This window comes from Pontibacter flavimaris (assembly GCF_001907195.1).
Taxonomy (GTDB): Bacteria; Bacteroidota; Bacteroidia; order Cytophagales; family Hymenobacteraceae; genus Pontibacter; species Pontibacter flavimaris.
Map to the genome: position 1 here is coordinate 51836 of NZ_LVWA01000007.1, position 17363 is coordinate 69198.

At 55.3% G+C, this 17363-nt stretch carries 15 protein-coding genes; 6 read left to right on the forward strand and 9 right to left on the reverse strand.

All coding sequences use genetic code 11. The features are described from left to right. Positions 1-84 precede the first annotated feature (84 nt). Together A3841_RS12890 and A3841_RS12895 are read right to left on the reverse strand one after the other, a co-directional pair. On the reverse strand, positions 85-849 hold the full coding sequence (locus A3841_RS12890) for a class I SAM-dependent methyltransferase (RefSeq protein WP_073852755.1): 765 nt from the start codon (positions 847-849) through the stop codon (positions 85-87). A gap of 6 nt (positions 850-855) precedes the next feature. Further along, a complete protein-coding gene (locus tag A3841_RS12895; protein ID WP_073852756.1) occupies positions 856-1308 on the reverse strand; it encodes a hypothetical protein in 453 nt (150 codons plus the stop codon). A 212-nt stretch (positions 1309-1520) separates the two neighbouring features. Between A3841_RS12895 and A3841_RS20060 the strand changes: the two genes are divergently transcribed. Then, positions 1521-1796 (forward strand): hypothetical protein, encoded by a 276-nt coding sequence (locus tag A3841_RS20060; protein WP_139307960.1) that lies wholly within the window; start codon positions 1521-1523, stop codon positions 1794-1796. 440 nt (positions 1797-2236) lie between these two features. On the opposite strand, the gene A3841_RS12905 is transcribed toward A3841_RS20060, so the two are convergent. From A3841_RS12905 to A3841_RS12930, 6 genes are all read right to left on the reverse strand, one after another. Next, positions 2237-3448 carry a sensor histidine kinase gene (locus tag A3841_RS12905; protein ID WP_073852758.1) on the reverse strand — a complete coding sequence of 404 codons (1212 nt, stop codon included), beginning with the start codon at positions 3446-3448 and terminating at the stop codon, positions 2237-2239. Continuing rightward, entirely contained in the window at positions 3438-4010 is a 573-nt protein-coding gene (locus tag A3841_RS12910; RefSeq protein WP_073852759.1) for a chemotaxis protein CheB, read from the reverse strand. Before A3841_RS12910 ends, A3841_RS12905 begins: the two co-directional genes overlap by 11 nt. Next, positions 4010-4840 (reverse strand): CheR family methyltransferase, encoded by an 831-nt coding sequence (locus A3841_RS12915; RefSeq protein WP_073852760.1) that lies wholly within the window; start codon positions 4838-4840, stop codon positions 4010-4012. The genes A3841_RS12910 and A3841_RS12915 overlap by 1 nt, the downstream gene beginning before the upstream one ends. After that, the gene (locus A3841_RS12920; RefSeq protein ID WP_073852761.1) at positions 4830-8870 is read right to left on the reverse strand and encodes a response regulator; all 4041 of its coding nucleotides are present in this window, start codon (positions 8868-8870) and stop codon (positions 4830-4832) included. Before A3841_RS12920 ends, A3841_RS12915 begins: the two co-directional genes overlap by 11 nt. Before the next feature lie 226 nt (positions 8871-9096). Continuing rightward, a complete protein-coding gene (locus tag A3841_RS12925; protein WP_073852762.1) occupies positions 9097-9348 on the reverse strand; it encodes a hypothetical protein in 252 nt (83 codons plus the stop codon). Between the two features lie 62 nt (positions 9349-9410). Then, entirely contained in the window at positions 9411-9665 is a 255-nt protein-coding gene (locus tag A3841_RS12930; RefSeq protein WP_073852838.1) for a hypothetical protein, read from the reverse strand. Between the two features lie 81 nt (positions 9666-9746). On the opposite strand from A3841_RS12930, the gene A3841_RS20325 reads away from it, so the two are divergent. Then, positions 9747-9902 (forward strand): hypothetical protein, encoded by a 156-nt coding sequence (locus A3841_RS20325; RefSeq protein WP_170866195.1) that lies wholly within the window; start codon positions 9747-9749, stop codon positions 9900-9902. Between the two features lie 598 nt (positions 9903-10500). Here the strand turns inward: A3841_RS20325 and A3841_RS12935 are convergent. Continuing rightward, positions 10501-10923: a hypothetical protein gene (locus tag A3841_RS12935; protein ID WP_139307961.1), complete on the reverse strand. Its 423-nt coding sequence runs from the start codon at positions 10921-10923 to the stop codon at positions 10501-10503. A gap of 337 nt (positions 10924-11260) precedes the next feature. Here A3841_RS12935 and A3841_RS12940 point away from each other — a divergent pair, with 337 nt between their 5' ends. The 4 genes from A3841_RS12940 (at position 11261) to A3841_RS12955 (ending at position 17359) form a co-directional block, all read left to right on the forward strand. After that, positions 11261-13444 (forward strand): M3 family metallopeptidase, encoded by a 2184-nt coding sequence (locus A3841_RS12940; RefSeq protein ID WP_073852764.1) that lies wholly within the window; start codon positions 11261-11263, stop codon positions 13442-13444. 221 nt (positions 13445-13665) lie between these two features. Then, positions 13666-14802: a hypothetical protein gene (locus A3841_RS12945; RefSeq protein WP_235861403.1), complete on the forward strand. Its 1137-nt coding sequence runs from the start codon at positions 13666-13668 to the stop codon at positions 14800-14802. Between the two features lie 17 nt (positions 14803-14819). Continuing rightward, positions 14820-16484 carry a BCCT family transporter gene (locus A3841_RS12950; protein ID WP_073852765.1) on the forward strand — a complete coding sequence of 555 codons (1665 nt, stop codon included), beginning with the start codon at positions 14820-14822 and terminating at the stop codon, positions 16482-16484. After that, positions 16481-17359 (forward strand): universal stress protein, encoded by an 879-nt coding sequence (locus A3841_RS12955; RefSeq protein ID WP_073852766.1) that lies wholly within the window; start codon positions 16481-16483, stop codon positions 17357-17359. The genes A3841_RS12950 and A3841_RS12955 overlap by 4 nt, the downstream gene beginning before the upstream one ends. The last annotated feature ends 4 nt before the right edge of the window (positions 17360-17363 follow it).

A 17363-nucleotide genomic window follows, 5' to 3' on the forward strand; every position in this document is an offset into this window, starting at 1 on the left:
TATTAATTTTTATTGATTTTGTAAAATTGATGCAGCACCAGGGGCTTAACGGAAGACAAAAGAAGACGGATGGGGACTTTATACTTATTTTGCGGCCTTCCGGAACACCAGGAAGTGCTGGCGGGGCAAAAAGTCCTCCTGCCGGTGCAGCTCAAAGCCATTCGCGCCCAGTTCCTGGGTTATCTGTTCCACGCTCATTTTGTGCAGCTCCTTCACCTGCACATTAGGGTCCTCGGCGCGGTACTCGAGCAAGAGCAACTCTCCATCCGGTTTCAGCGCCCGGTATATGTCCTGCAGCATCTCTTGGGGGTACTCCAGCTCGTGGTACACATCCACCATAAAAGCCAGGTCCAGTAGGTTCTCGGGGAGGTTTATACGTTGGCTGTCGCCTTTCACCACGTTCACGTTGGTCAGTCCACGTGCTGCCGCGCGTTCTTTCAGTGCCGCCACAAACTCCTCCTGCACATCTATGGCGTATACTTTCCCATCAGGCACTTTGGGGGCTACCCGGAAAGTATAATACCCCACGCCCGCACCGATATCGGCCACCACGCTGTTGGGGCGCAAACCCATGTTGGCAACGGCTATGCTGGCTTTGTCCTGCTCTTCCCGCGACTCCCGCTCCAGCCACGCCCCGCCTGCCGGACTGATGATGCCCGCAATCTCGCGGCCCATATATACTTTGCCAATGCCGCCAGGGCCCGGCGTTTTAAAAGTATAACCGCCTGCGGAAACCTGTTTCTGCTCCTGCTCCTGCGCCTGGCAGGCATTGCAGGCGCTCAGGCACAGCAACAGAAGTATGAAGTATAAACCAGAAATTCGTTTGGCTATGGCAAGCAGGAGGCGCATAGGCTGTCAGGTTAGTTTTTCAAGGCGCTGCGTCAGGTCGTCAATCAGTTCTTCGCTCCACCTGCCGGCCACCAGCTCGTACTCTGATTTTTCCCAGCGCTGCAGGTAGGGCTTCTCGAGCCAGCTGTTGTTCTTGTCCGGCCCCACGGTATAACTGTTGTACTCCAGTTTGAACAATACGTCTTTGGTCAGGTCAAATGTTTCCACACCCGGCTTCTGAAAGCCCTCCAGCCGCAGCTTTAGCCCCAGTTGCTGCACGTTGCCGTTCTCCACGCTTACCTCCGTGTCCGCCTCTGCCGCCGGGTCCCGGGTCCAGGTGTCGATGATGCGCTCCAGCCCGAAATTATCGAACAACGGGAGTATAGGCAGGATGCTCTGGTGAATGTGCTCCGCCAGCGTGGGCAGGATGGTGTTGTAGAGGTGCTGAATAGCTTGTTTATCGCGGTTTGGGTATTCCATGGGTTTATACTTTTGGTGTTGATGGGATTGGGATGGCTATGTTTTCTCTGTTTCAGCTGTGATCTGATAGCTGCTGCTGCTATACTTTATTCTTACCTGGCGCAAGCGTCCGCTTGTGCCATTTTATACTTTCTCTGGCGCAAGTCTCCAGACTTGTGTCCTTTTATGATATCGAGTTTGTAACTCGATTGGCTTGAAAAGCCATACTTGCTTTGGCTATACTTTTATACTTGGCTATACTTCCATTTCCGCTGTTCCGGACATCCTTGTCCGAAACCAATTCTGCTGCGGACTTCCAAGTCCGCGTAAGCCATACTTTTATACTTGCCGGTTTATACTTACTGCTATACTTTATACTTACCTGGCGTAAGCCGAAAGTCCCGGAGCATTTCGGGGCGTCCGCCTGTGCCTTTTTATACTTCGGCCATACTTTTTTAGCCACCGCTTCCTTCCACTTGACACAAGCTATACTTACTAGCTGCCGCTGATCCTGTAGTTCCCACAAATCTACTGTTGCATTTCCTGCTTTGGTGCTCTCAAGCCCGAGAGGGCTCGCCTTCGGGCATCGCGCTGTGTTCCCTTCCTTTGCTCCTACGTCGCAATGCCCTTTCAGGGCACCGGAATCTCACAAGGCGCTCAACCCAAAGGCTGGGTTCAGATTCGATAGCTGCTGCTTACACAACATGAACCAAGTCCCCCTTTGAAGGGGGTAGGGGGATGATGATCGTTAGTTGAGTACTCCCTCCCCTGTCATTAGGGGAGGGCTGGGGAGGGGTGAAACAGCGAGACCGGGGGTAGGTTTATACTTGTAGGGACAATTCGCTACCTGTCCGCGAATGTCAGCCGCTATGCAATTTATACTTCAGCTAAAGCAGTTTCAGAAATCCCCTCTCCTAAAAAATGAGGCTGTTTAGATCCTTCCTAAAACCTACTCCTGCTTCAGGTAAACTTTAAACTCAGATCCCACGCCCAGTTCACTCTCAAATTCTATCTTCCCGTCGCAGTTCTCGATTATCCGCTTCACGATGGCCAGGCCCACGCCGGAGCCCTCCACGTGGGCGTGCAGGCGCTTGAACATGCCGAATACCTTATCCTGGTCCTGCTTGCGCAGCCCGAGGCCGTTGTCGCGCACCGTCAGCAAGGTATAGTCCCCCACCACTGCTGTGGTGAGAATGATCTCGGGCTTTCTGTCAGGAGAGCTATACTTGATGGAGTTGGAGACCAGGTTGTAGAGGATGCTGCGCAGGTTCTTACGGAAGAAAATGATTTCGGGAGCAGCCGTGAAATCGTCCACAATGGTGGCGTCATACTTCTGGATCAGGTCCTTGATGTATACTTTCACATCCTCGAGTATCTCCTTAAAACTGACGCTCTCAGGCTCCGCGGCCTGCTCCTCGTACTGCAGCTTGGCTACCTCCGTCAGGTCCAGGAGGGTGTTTTTGAAGCGGCCGACGGCATCGTTTATCATGTCGATGATCGGCGTTACATCCTGCAGGCCGGGCACCTTCTCCTCCAGCGTCTCCTTCAGGGCCGTCATCAGCCCCTCTATGTTGTTGATGGGCGCCTTCAGGTCGTGCGAGGCGGTGTATACGAAATTGTCGAGGTCTTTATTTACCTTGGTCAGCTCGCGCGTACGTTTCTGCACACGCTCCTCCAGTTGCTGGTTCAGTTCTTTTGTCTCCTTGTTGGCCCGCTCCAGCTCCTTTCGCTGCAGGTAAAAGCGCACAAAGGCCGCCACCTTGGCCCTGGTGATGGACGGGTGCAGCGGCTTGAAGAGGAAATCCACGGCGCCGGCCTCAAAGCCTTCTATCACGTGTGTCTCCTGCTGGGCAATGGCTGTCACGAAAATGATGGGGATGTCGCGGGTCTTGGAGATATCGCGTAGGTAGCGGGCCACTTCGTAGCCGTTCATGCCGGGCATCTGCACATCCAGCAGGATAAGGGCAAGCTCCTCCTGCAGCGCAATCTTCAGGGCCTCCTCGCCGGAGTGGGCGAAAAGGTAGCTGATATGATCGTCCTCCTCCGAAAGCAGGCTCTCCAGGCTCACCAGGTTCTCCGGCTTGTCATCCACCAGGAGGATTTTTACGGGATGCGCGATCTTATCCGGGGTCAATAACGTCAGGTCGTGGTCAGTGTTCATGTAAGGAAAGCAAAAACTCCTTTATGCGCGCAACATTCATTATGCTGCAGCCAGGGATGCTATCGATGGCTGCCTGTGGCATGGTGGCTACTTCGGCTTCGTGCGGGTCCTGTGCAACCGCCATACCTCCTTTCTCAAAGATATACTTTAATCCTGAACTTCCGTCCCTGCTGGCGCCACTTAAAAGTATGCCCACCGTGTTTTCGCCGAAAACGTCCGCGGCGCTGGTAAAGGTAACGTCGATGGAGGGGCGCGAGTAGTTCTCCTGCTCCGAGTCGTCGAGGGAGAACGTATGGTCTTTCTCGAGCAGCACATGGTAGTTGGCCGGGGCCAGGTATACATGCCCGGGCAGGGCCGGCTCCTTCTCCTCCACCTCCGCGACCTGCAGCAGCAGCTTTCTGGCGAACACCTCCTGCAAACTGCCCTCCTGGTTGCGCAGGCGGTGCAGCACCAGTATAATGGGTATGCTGTAGCTGGCCGGCAGGTCCTTTAACACCGAGAGCGACGCCTGAATGCCGCCCCAGGAACCGCCCATCACGATCAGTTTGGAGGAAGTTGGCATCAGCTTACTTTACGGTATATGCGGTTGCTTTTATCCATAATATCATACCTGGGGCTGATGCCCGACATGGCCAGCGTCTCCTTCTTGCCCAGTGCCAGGTATCCCAGGCTCACCAGGCTCTCGTCGAAGAGGTTGAACACGCGCTCCTGCAGCTGCCGGTTAAAGTAGATCAGCACGTTGCGGCACACCACCAGGTGAAACTCGTTGAACGAGGTATCGGTGGCCAGGTTGTGGGGGTAAAACACCACGTTACGCACCAGCGACGAGGCGAACTTGACGCTGCCGTAGTTGCTGGTATAGTACCCGGCAAAATCGCGCTTGCCGCCCGCCGCATAGTATGCCGCCGCATAGGCTGCCATGCTGGAAGCCGGGAAGATGCCTTCCTTCGCCTGCTTCAGCACCTTCTGGTTAATGTCGGTGGCGTAGATCTTGGTGCGGCCCAGCAGCCCCTCCTCCTCTAAAAGTATGGCCAGCGAGAAAAGCTCCTCGCCCGTGGAGCAGCCGGCATCCCAGATCTTGATGAACGGGTAGGTGCTAAGTATGGGCAGCACGTGCTGGCGCAGCGACAGGAAGAAGGTCGGGTCGCGGAACATTTCGGTCACGTTCACGGTGATCTCCTGCAGGAAGTTCTCAAAAAAGAAGCTGTCTGAGAACAGTCTTTCGCGCAGCGCATCCATACCCGGCAGGTGCTTGTGGCCCAGGAAGCGCTTTACCCTGCGGTACACCGAGGCCCGCGCGTAGCCGCTGAAATCGTACCCATACGTGGTGTGTATGTCCCTGATAAGCGCCTCTACCTCCTGCTCAAACAGTTCATCCGCCCTAGGCTTCATACAACCAAACCCGCATTAAGGTCAGCAACTTGTCGGTATCCACCGGTTTTGGGATGTAGTCAGAAGCGCCGGCCTCTATACATTTCTCTCTGTCTTCTTTCATGGCTTTTGCGGTGAGGGCAATGATCGGGAGTTGCTTAAAACGAGGAATCTCCCGAATTCGTTTTGTGGCCTCAATGCCGTCCATCTCCGGCATCATCACGTCCATCAGCACCAAGTCTATGTCGCTTTCGGCACCCAGCTTTTGCAGCGCCTCCTTCCCGTCGTAAGCGGCCGTCACGCCCATGCCGTGCATCTCCAGCAAGCTGCTCAGTGAGTAAATGTTGCGCACGTCGTCGTCCACCACCAGCACCTTTTTGCCGCGCAGCACCTCCTCGGGCACGTGCAGCTTCATCCTGAACTCCTTGCCCTGCGGCAGCTTCTGATTCACCTTGTGCAGGAACAGCTGCACCTCGTCCAGCAGGCGCAGGTACGAGTACTCGTTCTTGATGATGATGGTGTTGGCAAACTCCTTGAGCCGGGCTTCCTCCTCCTCGCTCAGGTCCTTGCCCGAATAGATGATGATCGGGATGTCCGAAAGCCTGCTCTGCAGCCTGATCTTCTTCATCCACTCGTAGCCTTTCATGCCCGGCAGGTTCAGGTCAAGTATGATGCAGTCCACTTTCTGCCTGGCCAGCACCTGCTCGGCTTCTTCTGCGGAGAAGGCGGGGGTGGATTTAAGCCCGTGTGCCAGCAGCAGTTCGCCCACCGCTCGGTTCTCGATCTCGTTATCCTCCACGATCAGGATGTTCTCAATCGTAGCGTCGGACCCGTTGAGTATGGAGCTGAAGGCTTTGTTCAGCATCTCCAGCGTGACCGGCTTTGGCAGGTATTCCTCGTTTTCGGCATGCTCGCCAATCACGTCCTTGTCGTAGGCCGACATCACGTGCACGTTCATGTGGCGCAGCTCCTTGTCCTCCCGCACCTGCTTCAGCACGTCCCAGCCTGTCATGTCGGGCAGGTGGATGTCGAGCAGCATGGCATCGGGCTTCTCCTCGCGGGCCGCCTGCAGGCCTTCCTGCCCGGTGTAGGCCTGCTGCACCTTAAAGTTCTTGGCCAGGGCAAAGTCAGCCAGAATATCACTGAAGCCCTTGTCGTCCTCCACGATCAGCACCTTGATGTCCTGTTTCTCCTGGCGCTCCATGTGCATGAACATCTGCCCCACGCCCTGACCCTTGCTTTGCGCGGGCGCAGGTGCGGTAAGGGCTGGCTGGGCTTGCTTTATACTTGTGGTTGGCTCAGGTTGCTTTTTCTCCACGCCCTGCGGCACGCGCGGCAGGTACAGGGTAAAGGTGCTGCCCTGGCCCGGCGCACTCTCCAGCATCAGCTCGCCGCCCAGCAGCGTGGCCAGTTCCTTACTGATGGTCAGGCCCAGGCCGGTGCCGCCATACTTGCGGGTGGTAGATGTATCGGCCTGCTGGAAGGCCTCAAACACCATGTCCTGCTTCTCTTTTGGGATGCCGATACCGGTGTCGCGCACCGAGAACGCCAGAATATCGGTCTGCTCGCGCAGCTGCTCCGACCTGAACTTTGGCTTGTGCAGCACCGGTGTTATGGAGAACTCCACCTCACCGCCAGCGTCGGTAAACTTGAGCGCGTTGCCGATAAAGTTCTTCAGTATCTGCTCCAGGCGGAAGCGGTCGGTAATGATGGTCTCGGAGCTGCCCGGGTCGATGCGCTCGGTAAAGCGAATCTGCTTTTTAGCGGCCACCTCCCCGAACAGCGGCTTCATGGAGATATCCTGTAGCTTCAGCTCCTCCGTCTCCAGCTTCACCATCCCCGATTCTATCTTCGACAGGTCCAGTATCTCGTTTATGAGCCGGAGCAAATCGTTGCCCGACTTGTGGATGATCTGGGCGTGATCGATCTGCTTGGTGGAGAGGGTGTTCTCCACGTTGTCGGCCAGCAGCCTCGAAAGTATAAGGATGCTGTTGAGCGGGGTGCGCAGCTCGTGGCTCATGTTGGCCAGGAAGTCGCTTTTATACTTGCTCACCGTCTCCACCTGCTGTATCTTCAGCTCGATGGCTTCGCGGGCGTCTTCCAGGGCCCTGTTCTTGGTGCCAAGGGCTTCGTACTGCTCCTCCAGCAGCTGGGCTTTTTCCTCCAGCTCGGCGTTTTTCTCCTGCAATTCCTCCTGGTTCACGCGCAGCTCCTCCTCCGATGCCTTCAGCTCGGCGTTCAGCTGGCGTAACTCCTCCTGCTGCGTCTCCAGTTCCTCGGCCTGGTTCTGGGTTTCGTAGAGCAGTTCCTGGGTTTGCAGGTGCGCTTTCAAAGTATGGATCACCACGGAAATCCGCTCGGAAACGGACTCGAACAACCTTCGGTGCAGCTCGGTGTAGGGCTGGCGCGCGGCAAGCTCCAGCGCCCCAACGATATTATCGGCAAAGTATAAAGGAATGATGATCACCGAGGCCGGCCCGATATCGGAAAGGCCCGTTTTGATCCGCAGGTGCTCCTCCGGCACGCCCTCCAGCACTTGTATCCTGCGCTCCTGCACCGCCTGCCCCACCTTGCCCAAACCGATCGCAAAGGCAGGAAGCTGGTCCCTGTCAAGCGCCACGCCGTAGCTGGCCGCAGGCGTCAGTTTGCCGTTGCTGTGGTGCAGGTACAACACGCCCGCCTCAGAGCCTGTGTACTCGCAAAGGAAGCTGATAACTTTTTCGGATACCTTCTCCAGGGATGTTTCGCCGCTTACGTGGATGTTCAGCTCCGCCACGCCGGTAAGTATAAAATTGCGGTTGGTGTTCTCGGTGGTAAAGCGCTGCAGGTTGTCCTTCATATCGCGGATAGCCATGCTCAGCACGTCCTCGTCGCTCTGGGCGGCTACCGCCACCTCATAGCGCCCCTCGCCAATGGCCTGCGCCACCTCCGAGAGGTGAACCGTTTTATTCAGCACGCCCCTGAAGGAGGTGGCCACGCTTCCGATCTCGTCATTGCTGTGGATGTCGATCGTGACATCGGTGGCGCCCAGCTTGATGCGATCGGCGGCGGTTTTGAGCTTGGTGAGCGAGGAGGAGATCAGATTGATGATGTAGATGGACAGGGCCACCGTAAGGCCAAGTATGAGCAGGAAAGCAATGATGAGCGTGGCCACGGCCTGCTGCTTCTCCACCACCCGTGCATTAATATCCTGCTTAATGCTGCCTGAAAGTGCTGTTTCTGCCTTGCGGAGATCCTCTATACTGATAGTGAACTCATTAAAGACCGTTTCGGGGTCGAAGGTGGTCAGGTTTAGCTGTGGGTCTGCCTCGATGGCCTGCAGTACAGCCGCCACCTTTTTGTAATTCCCGGAGGCGAGGATGCCCTGCACCTGGCGCGTTGTCTCCGGCCCGGCGTAGCGGCTGAAATTATCCAGGGCCCGGTTGTAGGAAGTAATCTGCGACCTGATGGTGGCGTAGTCGTTGTAGTTGAAGCGCTCCCCTTGTATGGCATTTAAAAAGTGACTCCTGATCCTGGCCAAATGTATTTTAGCCTCGGTGAGCTGGCGGAAGCTTTCGAGCTGGCGCCCCAGAAACGCACTGCCCACGCCGGTGGCGTTGTCCTCCATCCTGTTGAGCAGGCTAAAGATCAAGGCGCTTGAGTACTCCCTGTACTCCTGGGCATCAAAATTACGCTGATCGAGGCGGCTCCTGTACTTCTTCTGCTCGCCCAGCTGCGCCAGTTCCGACAGGTTTCGGCCTGAGTTCTCCAGAAAAGCGTTCAGTTCTCTTTCGGCAGCATCGGTGGTGGCTCGGGTGGCCTTTGCCTCCAGCAGCATGTCGGTGTCGCCGGTTGCCGAGGCCAGCATGCGGGCGCGCTCCCGCTGAAACGCATGCAGCAGCGAGGATATTCTCTCCGACTCCTCCAGTTGCAGTTCCTCCTGCTTCAGGGCGGCGTTCTCTTCCAGTTCATTCTCAATCGCGGATACAAGGAAGTATACCAACGGAACAAGCAGCAGGGACAGCAGCAGAATAAGCTTATCCCTGATCTTAAGGTTCTTTATGAAGTTCATCTAACGTGCGTATGGTTCGGTTCTGTTACCTACTCCTTTGCAAGTTAGTAAAACAAAGTATGATTTTCCCGCTCGTATTACCTCCCTATCCTAGATTAGAGCCATGCCAATGGGTTTGGCGCCACAGCGGGCGGCGCAGGATAAGCCACAGCAGTATGCACCTGCGTGATGCGGCGCGCCGGTTTACCGGGAGGCGCCGGGGTGGGTGAAGCCGTGCTCCGGCAGCTTACCAATCAAACATCTCCATCAGGTCTACCTGCTTAATGTAGGGCTCCAGAGCCTTGTTGCTGGTAAAGCCGCGCACCAGGCTGATGTAATCGTTCTCGGGGTTATACCAGATCTCGGCAAAGAAACTGCCCAGGTTGTAGAGTTCGATGCGGTAGCCTCTTCTGCCCCGGTTGGCAATAAAGTCCCCGTGCGCCCAGATAATCTCCAGTCTTCCTGCCAGGGTGTGGGTGTTGAATAGGTTGAGGTTCATGTGGTAGTATACGAGGTTAGTTAGAAAAGGAGGTGCCCTGTACGGGCTTTGTTACAGCACCGCTAAGAGGCTGCCTTGGGATACTCTTGATACTCCTCGGGGTTGCCGAAGTCCCAGTATACTTCCAGGGTGGTAGGGCCGCTGAGGTAGGCCGGAAGGGGCGTATAGATCACCAGGCCATCTTTAAAGACCCGCTTACCGGATTTAGCCAGGCGCATGGCCTGCCAGAGCAGCCTGTCGCGGATCTCGTTGCTTACCGGCCGCCTGGCGTTTACAAACGGACTCCCCTCCCCGAATTTAAATACAGTGGTATACATGGCGTTATGGTTGTGGTGGTACAATCTATCCTACGCAAGTTTCAATTATTTAGTATAAGGAATCAGAGGGAATATTACCTTATGTTACGAGAGCCGGATATTGTGGGTGCTGCCGAAGCCGTGCTTTCCGTAGCTATACTTTTATACTTGCTGTTATGGACATACCTGTCTGAAAGCACTTCTGCTGCGGGTTTCCTGATTCGCGTAAGCCATACTTTATACTTTGCTTATACTTGATTTATACTTCCTTAGCCGCTGCTTCCTGTTTTTGACACAGGCTATACTTGCTAGCTGCCGCTGATCCTCAGTCTTACGAGCCTACCGTTGCACTTTATACTTTGGCTCCCTCAAGGCCGGGAGGCCTCGCCTTCGGGCATCGCGCTGGGAGCTTTTCCTTTGCTCCTGACGTCGCAATGCCTCACTGGCGTTCGTCACCGGAAAAACTCGCATAGGCGCTCAACCCAAAGGCTGGGATCAGATTCGATAGCCGCCGGTTTTGTCATTTCGACCTTCGGGAGAAATCTTATTAGAATTCCGGATAGATCTTTCACTGTGTTCGGGATGTTAGGTAGAAGAAGTAAGTATAAATTCCCCTCCTCAGAGGGGCAAGGGGTGGTTTTATACTTTGTAGGGACAGGTCGCGACCTGTCCGCGCTGTACCAGCGGCTACAAAGCTTATACCTTGGCAAAAGTAATTACGGGCTCCCCTCCTTGGACAAGGAGGGGTAGGGGTGGTTGGAACAAGTGCTGCAGAAGCTCCCTCTCCTGTTCTTAAGACAGGGCTGGGCTGGGGTAATCCCCCTCTGTCAAATATTTCATCCGGGATGCATGATAGCTACTGCCTCCCCTCCCCCAACAGCCACTGCAGCGCCGTTTGTTGATCCATGAAAACCTCGTGCCGGGCAGAGCCGTGGTGCTGGTACTTCTTCTGTGCCCGCTGCGTAAAACCGGTGAAGGAAACGAGGCTGTTGTAGTGGTCCGTGAGGAGAACTGCGATTTTGCTGATGCCGGATGTTGCCACCAGGGCCGTCCACTCGTTCTCCACCCAATGCTGCTCCTGCGACGTGATCACGAAGATCTCAGCGTCATCGATCAGCCAGTACCTTATATCGTTCCCGATGGAAAAGTCCAGGGCCCGGAGAAAGCCTTCCCGTCGCTCTTCAAAATCAATCTGCCGCAACCACTTTAGCGTTAGCAGCGCGTGCGCCGCGTCATAACGTAAGGAGACAAACCCATTTCGCAAGATCTCTTCAGACACAAATTTATGATACTCGGCCTCCCCCATAAAGTGAGCTTCTGCGCTAATTGCTGATAACTGCTGCTACATCCTCAATTTAAGGAACTTAGGCGAGAATCACAGAAAAACGACCATAAAAATTGACTTATTACCGCGTGCTAAGCCACGGAAAGAGGCAATGCCATACCTTTCCTGCACGGAATTTGCGTGAACACGACCGTCCAAAGTATAAAATCAATATACGGGCCTTCTCTAACCCACATGGCGGGAGCGGCTTTATAGTTGTTTTTTGTATCTTGTGGCTGATTTCAGTAACACCGCCTGAGGAAGGCATCATTCACCCAATTTTAAATAATCTATGCAGAAGAAAATTATAACAGCAGGCAGCCTGATAGCTGTACTTGCCCTGACCAACTGTACCTCGGTAGAGGACAAGTCGCAGCAGGCGCAGGCTACCGTAGAGCAGGCGCAGGCCGAAACCAACCCGCTCCTGAAGGAGTGGACAGGCCCCTACGGCGGCGTGCCGGCCTTCGACAAAATGAACCTGGCCGACCTGAAACCGGCGATGGAAAAAGCCATGGCCCTGAACCTGGCTGAGATCGAGGCAATCGCCAACAACCCGCAGCCCGCCACTTTCGAGAACACCATCGAGGAGATGGAGCGCGCCGGCGAGGAGCTGGGTCGTGTGTTCACGTACTACGGCATCTGGGGCAGCAACGTGTCTACGCCGGAGTTCCGGAAAGTACAGGCGGAGATGGCGCCCAAAATCTCTGAGTTCAGCTCCAAGATCTCCCAGAACGAGAAGCTGTTCCAGCGCATCAAGACCGTTTACGAGAACTCCCAGAAAAACCCGCTGCCTGCCGACCAGCAGCGCGTGGTGCAGCTGGTGTACGAGAACTTTGCACTGGAAGGCGCTGACCTGAGCCCGGAGGCCAAGAAGCGCTATGCCGAGATCAACAAGGAGCTCTCCTCGCTTTATACTTCGTTCTCTAACAACGTGCTGGCCGACGAGGAAAAGTACGTGGTTTACCTGACCAAGGAGCAACTGGGCGGTTTGCCGGAGTCGTTCGTGAAATCGGCGGCCAAAGAAGCCGAGGACCGCGGGCAGGCAGGCAAGTACGCTGTTACGAACACCCGCTCCAGCATGGACCAGTTCCTGACCTACTCGGATGAGCGCGCCCTGCGTGAGAAAGTATGGAAGAACTACTACTCCCGCGCTGACAACGGCGATGCCAGCGACAACAACGAGAACATTGCCAAGATCCTGAAGCTGCGCAATGAGCGCGTGAAGCTGATGGGCTACGACAACTACGCCGAGTGGCGCCTGCAGAACCGCATGGCCAAAACCCCGGAAGCTGCCATGGACCTGATGAACGCCGTTTGGCCGGCGGCCCTGGCCCGCGTAAAGGAAGAAGTAGCCGACATGCAGGCCATCGCCAACAAAACCAGCAAAACCAAGATCACGATAGAGCCCTGGGATTACCGCTACTACGCCGAGAAAGTGCGCCAGGAAAAGTATGATCTGAACTCTGATGAGGTGAAGCAGTACCTGGAACTGGGCAACCTGACGCAGGCTATGTTCTTTACGGCCGGTGAGCTGTTCAACTTCAAGTTCACGCCTGTGGCGGAAGGCTCAGTGCCGGTATTCCACGAGGACGTGAAAGTATGGGAAGTAACCGACAAGACAACCGGTGCACACATCGGCCTTTGGTACCTCGACCCGTTCGCGCGCCAGGGCAAGCGCTCCGGCGCCTGGGCTACTACCTACCGCGCCCATACTACGTTCGATGGCAAGAAAAACGTGCTGTCGTCTAACAACTCCAACTTTGTGAAGCCTGCCCCGGGTGAGCCGGTGCTGGTGTCATGGGATGATGCGAGTACTTTCTTCCACGAGTTCGGCCATGCGCTGCACTTCCTGGCCTCTAACGTGAAGTACCCGACCCTGAACAGCGGCGTGCGCGATTACACCGAGTTCCAGTCGCAGTTGCTGGAGCGCTGGCTGTCTACCGACAAGGTGATCAACCAGTTCCTGAAGCACTACAAGACCGGCGAGCCGATGCCGAAAGAGCTGGTGGCCAAGATCGAGAAGGCCGCCACCTTTAACCAGGGCTTCGAAACGACTGAGTTCCTGGCATCTGCCTTGATGGACATGCACTTCCACCTGGCTGACCCTACGAATATGGATGCGGATAAATTTGAGCGCGAGACGCTGGCCAAGCTGAACATGCCGAAAGAGATTGTGATGCGCCACCGCTCCCCGCACTTCGGGCACGTGTTCTCCGGCGAGGGCTATGCCACCGGCTACTACGGCTACCTGTGGGCTGACGTGCTGACCTCTGATGCCGCCGAGGCCTTTGCCGAGGCACCGGGCGGGTTCTACGACGAGGAAGTGGCTGCCAAGCTGGTGAAGTACCTGTTTGCCCCGCGCAACTCGATGGATCCGGCCGAGGCATACCGCCTGTTCCGTGGCCGCGATGCCAAGATCGACGCGCTGATGCGCGACCGCGGCTTCCCGGTACCGGGCCCGCAGTCTAAGAAGTAAGCCACCCGCCGCGCGCTCAGAGTTTATACTTTAAAGTGCGTGGTTTATATACAAAAGCCCTGCAGACGCTGTGTTTGCAGGGCTTTTATACTTTAGTGCGGATGCTGCCCCATACACCCCTCCTTTCCGTTCCAGAGTAACTTTTGGCCTCTTACCTCGTCAATAGAGAAGTAACTCTAACGGACGTAGCATTGAAGATAGTTTTACCACACCGGTTATGTTTGCTGTTAGTCCTCTTTCTTTTCTTCAGCAAGGTGTGCCAGGCACAGGCCCCGGAAGAGAAGCCCGAGGAAAAACCATACCTGAAGCTGGGCGGCGCCGTGCGTTTTAACTATAACCTCTCTACCTGGAAGAAGGACCAACTGGAGCGCGGTGGCGATTTTGGCTTCGACATGTTCCGTATCAATGTGGAGTCCGCCTACAAAGGCATCAAATTGAACGCTGAATTCCGCCACTACTCCCAGGCCTTTGGCGGTTCCTTTCTGAAACAAGCCTGGTTCCAGTACGATTTCGACGAGCGCTCCCAACTACAGGTCGGGCTGAACCAAGTACCCTTTGGCATTCAGCAGTATAACTCCAACAACTGGTTCTTTAACATCACCTACTATGTTGGCTTTGAGGATGACCACGATATGGGCGTCAAGTATATCCGCGACTCCGGCCGCTGGCAGTGGCAGGCCGCCTACTATAAAAGCGCGGAGGAATTTGTCTTTGCCTTAACCGATCCCAGTCCCAACCGCTACTCCTACGATGTGACGGGCCGGAACAAGGAAAACAACCAGCTCGACTTTAAACTGATACGGCGCCTGGGAGACAGCCTGGGCCATGAACTGGGAGTTTCTTTGCAGGGCGGGCTGCTCTACAACCTCGACACCGAACGTAACGGCACCCGCTACGCCGGGGCAGTCCACTATGAACATAAAACAGACCAAAGCCCCTGGAACATCAAGCTGCAGGCCATGCTCTACCATTTCAACCCAAAGTATGGACCCGGGGCCGACCCCGGTTTTGTGGAAATGGGCGCGTACGGGGCCAACTATAACGTGGCCAATAAGGGAGAGATTTATACGGCAGGCATCGCCTACCATATTCCTTTACAAACCCGCCTCGTACAAAGTATAGATGTGTACAACAACTACGGCTTTTACAACAAGCGTATCAGCGGTTACGAAAATGCCCATACAAACATACTTGGTGCGCTCATTACCGCCGGCCCCATGTATATCTACACCGACGCAGCTTTCGGCTATAATCACCCCTGGCTGGGCCCCGAGTGGACGAACGCCTTGGCCGCAGGCACGCCTGGCAATACCAAATGGCACATGCGCTTCAACATCAACATGGGGTACTATTTCTAACCTTAAAAACACGATGCATGAGTAAAGTAAAAAGTGATACAAAGAAATCGTTAGGCCTGGATGTAAACGGCCCCGTGTTCTGGTCCTCCATCGTGTTCCTGGTGCTAACAATATCCCTGGTGCTTATTTTCAGGAAGGATGCAGAGGAGTTTTTCAGCGCCACCCAGGTAGCCATTACCTCCAGCATGGGCTGGCTGTTTATACTTAGTGTCAACATCTTTGTGGCTTACTGCCTGTACATGGCCTTTAGCCGGTTTGGTAAAATACGATTGGGTGGCAAGGATGCCAAACCGGAGTTCACTACTTCGGCTTGGTTTGCCATGCTTTTTAGCGCAGGAATGGGCATTGGCTTGCTGTTCTGGAGCATCGCAGAGCCCATCAACCACTTCCAGACGCCTCCGCTCGGGGAGCCCGGAACACCCGCTGCCGCCCGTCAGGCCATGAATTTCACGTTCCTGCACTGGGGACTCCATGCCTGGGCCATTTATGCCTTGGTGGCCCTGGCGCTGGCCTACTTTACCTATAACCGGCAGCTGCCACTCACCGTACGTTCGGCCTTCTATCCTTTTCTGGGCGAGCGCATCCATGGCATGGTAGGGCATGTGATCGATATTCTGGCCGTAATCGCAACACTTTTTGGCCTGGCCACTTCGCTGGGGCTGGGCGTACAACAGGTGGCTGCCGGGCTAAACCACGTATTCCCGGCCATTATAAACAATATCACCACCCAGATCATACTTATCGTGGTGATCACGGGTGTGGCTACGATATCTGTCGTAACCGGGGTGGACAAAGGCGTGCGTATCCTGAGCGAGTGGAACATCCGCGTGGCGCTGTTTATACTAGTGGCCGTGATGGTGCTGGGTCCGACTGTTTTTATACTGGGTTCCTACGTGCAGAACACTGGCTCCTACATCGGCAACTTCATGCAGCTCTCCTTCTGGAACGAGGCCTATTCTACCCGGAACTGGCAAGGTTCCTGGACCGTATTTTACTGGGCCTGGTGGATCTCCTGGGCTCCTTTTGTGGGCATCTTTATTGCACGGGTTTCCAAAGGGCGAACGATAAAGGAGTTTATATTGGGTGTTCTCATCGCCCCCTCCCTGCTCTGCTTCCTGTGGATGACGGCCTTTGGCAGCACCGCCCTGCGCGAAACCCTGGCTGGCGATCCAACCATAGCCGAGGCCGTGGCATCCGACATGTCCACTGCCTTGTTTGTGTTCTTTGAACAGCTGCCTTTCTCCACCATACTTTCAGTGATCGGCGTTATACTTGTAGCCGGCTTCTTTGTCACCTCCGCCGACTCAGGTTCGCTCGTGGTGGTGAGCCTGACCTCCGGCGGCAAGCTTAACCCTTCAGTTGGCATACGCGTCTTTTGGGCGTTGGCCGGTGGGGCGATTGCGGCCGTGCTTCTAATCGGCGGTGGCTTGCAGGCACTGCAGACAGCCGTCATCATCACGGGCCTGCCCTTTGCCATTATACTTTTGCTGATGTGCATCAGCCTGTACCGGGGCTTAAGCGAAGAAGCCGACGAGGAAACACGACTCGGCAAGGCCCAACAGCGGAAGGCCTACCAGCAACTGGTAGCCGAAATGCTGGCCCGGCGTGCCCAGAAACAAGATGCCAAAACAGTAGAAAGCAGAAAAGACACCTCCATATCACCAAATCCTGATACGTTATGATCACGATAGACGCCATGATGGTCTGCCTGGACCTGAGCGACATAGACGAAAAACTAGTTGCCTTTTCCCGCTCCATTTGCGAGCGCCTGGAAGTGCGCAAGGTATACTTCGTGCACAACATCAAGCTCTATGAGCTGGCCGATGATTTCCGGGAGATGATCGGGGATCTGGACCTTGGCAAGGAGGTAGAAGGCAACATCGCTGACATTGTAGCCGAGCAGTTCGGCAACATCACCGACCATGAAATACTCGTAAGCGAGGAGCCCAATACCGAGGTGATCCTGGCTGACATAGTAAAGCGCTATGGCATAAAACTGACGTTGCTGGGCAAGAAAATGGGCGACAAAAGCACGGGTGCCCTGGGCACAAAGCTGTTGCGCATACTTCCCTGCAGCGTACTGGTTTTCCCCGAAACGGCCAGCTTCAACATCCGGAAAGTGCTCGTGCCGATAGACTTCTCGGATACTTCGCTGCACGCGGTCCGGCTCAGCAAGGAGCTGTCGGACCAGCTGGGGCTAGAGCTGGAGATCATGCACGTCTACCGGCTGCCGACACAGTTTTTCCCGCTCATCTCGGAAGAGGAGGCCGTCCGGAAAGCAGTGGAAGTGGTAAAACGAAAATTCGCCGACCTGCAGAAGCGGCACCGGGAAATGGCCGATATACCGTATACCCTGGTGCGGGCGGCCAATAGAAGTATAGCCGAGCGTATCGCCTTGCACCTGGAGAAAGGCCACCACGACCTGCTGGTGCTTGGCCTGAAAGGGAACAACCCGCTGCCTTCGCTGAGCCTGGGCAGCGTACCGACCGAAGTGTATAACTCAGACATCGATGTGCCCTTGTGGCTGGTATACTCCGAGGAGGCAATCAGGAAGTAGCAGG

Excerpts from the sequence above, each read along its gene's own strand:
- A3841_RS12890 (WP_073852755.1), bottom strand. The coding sequence starts at position 849 with ATGCGCCTCCTGCTTGCCATAGCCAAACGAATTTCTGGTTTATACTTC.
- A3841_RS12940 (WP_073852764.1), top strand. The coding sequence starts at position 11,261 with ATGCAGAAGAAAATTATAACAGCAGGCAGCCTGATAGCTGTACTTGCC.
- A3841_RS12930 (WP_073852838.1), bottom strand. The coding sequence starts at position 9,665 with ATGTATACCACTGTATTTAAATTCGGGGAGGGGAGTCCGTTTGTAAAC.
- A3841_RS12895 (WP_073852756.1), bottom strand. The coding sequence starts at position 1,308 with ATGGAATACCCAAACCGCGATAAACAAGCTATTCAGCACCTCTACAAC.
- A3841_RS12905 (WP_073852758.1), bottom strand. The coding sequence starts at position 3,448 with ATGAACACTGACCACGACCTGACGTTATTGACCCCGGATAAGATCGCG.
- A3841_RS12950 (WP_073852765.1), top strand. The coding sequence starts at position 14,820 with ATGAGTAAAGTAAAAAGTGATACAAAGAAATCGTTAGGCCTGGATGTA.
- A3841_RS12915 (WP_073852760.1), bottom strand. The coding sequence starts at position 4,840 with ATGAAGCCTAGGGCGGATGAACTGTTTGAGCAGGAGGTAGAGGCGCTT.
- A3841_RS20325 (WP_170866195.1), top strand. The coding sequence starts at position 9,747 with ATGTTACGAGAGCCGGATATTGTGGGTGCTGCCGAAGCCGTGCTTTCC.
- A3841_RS12910 (WP_073852759.1), bottom strand. The coding sequence starts at position 4,010 with ATGCCAACTTCCTCCAAACTGATCGTGATGGGCGGTTCCTGGGGCGGC.
- A3841_RS12925 (WP_073852762.1), bottom strand. The coding sequence starts at position 9,348 with ATGAACCTCAACCTATTCAACACCCACACCCTGGCAGGAAGACTGGAG.
- A3841_RS12955 (WP_073852766.1), top strand. The coding sequence starts at position 16,481 with ATGATCACGATAGACGCCATGATGGTCTGCCTGGACCTGAGCGACATA.
- A3841_RS12920 (WP_073852761.1), bottom strand. The coding sequence starts at position 8,870 with ATGAACTTCATAAAGAACCTTAAGATCAGGGATAAGCTTATTCTGCTG.